Here is a 1,474-nt window from a genome sequence, read left to right on the forward strand (position 1 = left end):
TAAGATTTTATGTCCAAATGCTACGCCCTTCTATGATTTTTGCACTCTTGTCTATGGTACAACCTCCGGGCAGCCGGAGCGATCGCCCAAACTTCTCTCAACTTTTCTCCTGCTTTTCATCCGCAGACGGGGGCTGTTGTTTCATTTCCTTTTGATATTCTCTAGCAGCTTGTTCCAAAACGAAGGCTGCTAAGCTGCTGATTGAACGGCGTTCCCGATCGGCCCACTCTTCCAAAATGTCATAGATTCCATCGGCTAAATAGGTCGCTAAGCGTTTGGTCATAATATATTCACTATTTTTTAGTTTAAGCCGATCGTCATTGTGCTGTATCTAGACCATATTGTCGAATATAGCTCATTTAAGGCATTGATATATGCTATATTCATGCTATAATCTGAATAAGTCAAAAGCCAGCGCGATCCCTAGGAAAGTTCTTCGCTGGCTGATGGCCCCCAAATAAGCAAGGAGACAATAGATCTCTTGCACAAGTCGAAATGTATATGTAGGGGCGTAGCATTTGGGCGAAAATTTATCGGTTAAACCTAAGATTTTATGTCCAAATGCTACGCCCTTCTATGATTTTTGCACTCTTGTCTAATCTCTATGGTAAGGCCTGGAAGCGACGAGAGCGAATATACTCGCGGCTATCAACAAGCTTTAGATGACTTTAGCGTTACGCAACTGCTGTCGCGCATCCGCTGCTACTCGGATGACGATTTTGATGCCGATCGCGCGCAGTTGACTCAGCAGGAGTTGGAAAGCTTGGTGGGGATGGTAATTGAGCGCGTGGCGGCGAATATCAAGGGTAGTGCGTAGGCGCAAGCTAAGGAAGTAGCCATCGCCCGTTATCTCAACTCTCTGAGAAATGCCAATTCTCCGATTGTGGGTGGCGATCGCAATTCTTGGGCGATCGTGCGGATTTTGCCGAATGCTCAGCATTACACGGTTGCTCGTTTTTTTAACCGCCAAGATGCGGACGATCGTTTGAGGGCTTTGTGTCGGTTTGTTCCTGATGGAGTGTTTGAGGTTGTGTGGGTGTCGGCTGTTTAAAAATACAAAGACGGGCTAACCGAATTAAGTCCGTCGGGGGTTTAAACCTCTGGCGGACTATTGCAACAGGTGCAAGATATCATATCAATTCCGGTTGTATTGTCAGGTGATTTAACCGCTCTTGACGCTCTTGAGACAGAGAGAGACAAGAGAGATGAATGATTCTGATGCTTGACGGAATTGATATTAGTTGCAATGAACTTTTGCTAAATGTGCGATCGCTTAAATATCGCTTATACTAGAATTAAAGCTTCTCCAAAAAAATGTTGGTCTGAATATTACTTGCCGATCGCACAAGCAATGGTGGAAGGGATATTGATGGTTGCATTTTATCAAGATATCAATCAAGCCATGAGTAAAGGGGAAGCGGGTGCATCTCATTTTGGCAAGGGCGAAGCATTTCGGCACATAATTTATGAGTGA

The 1,474-nt window shown here is 44.8% G+C and carries 4 protein-coding genes; 3 read left to right on the forward strand and 1 reads right to left on the reverse strand.

Annotated elements, in window-relative coordinates; all coding sequences use genetic code 11:
- Positions 1-97 precede the first annotated feature (97 nt).
- Positions 98-283 carry a ribbon-helix-helix domain-containing protein gene (locus QT974_RS34300; protein WP_333472806.1) on the reverse strand — a complete coding sequence of 62 codons (186 nt, stop codon included), beginning with the start codon at positions 281-283 and terminating at the stop codon, positions 98-100.
- 321 nt (positions 284-604) lie between these two features.
- On the opposite strand from QT974_RS34300, the gene QT974_RS34305 reads away from it, so the two are divergent.
- From QT974_RS34305 to QT974_RS34315, 3 genes are all read left to right on the forward strand, one after another.
- Positions 605-817 (forward strand): hypothetical protein, encoded by a 213-nt coding sequence (locus QT974_RS34305; RefSeq protein ID WP_333472807.1) that lies wholly within the window; start codon positions 605-607, stop codon positions 815-817.
- Positions 818-883: 66 nt separating this feature from the next.
- Positions 884-1,051, forward strand: coding sequence for a hypothetical protein (locus QT974_RS34310; RefSeq protein ID WP_333472808.1), 168 nt, complete (start codon positions 884-886; stop codon positions 1,049-1,051).
- Between the two features lie 210 nt (positions 1,052-1,261).
- Positions 1,262-1,474 (forward strand): hypothetical protein, encoded by a 213-nt coding sequence (locus tag QT974_RS34315; protein WP_333472809.1) that lies wholly within the window; start codon positions 1,262-1,264, stop codon positions 1,472-1,474.

It is taken from the genome of Microcoleus sp. BM001215392 (assembly GCF_036700185.1).
In the GTDB taxonomy this organism is placed as follows: Bacteria; Cyanobacteriota; Cyanobacteriia; order Cyanobacteriales; family Microcoleaceae; genus Microcoleus.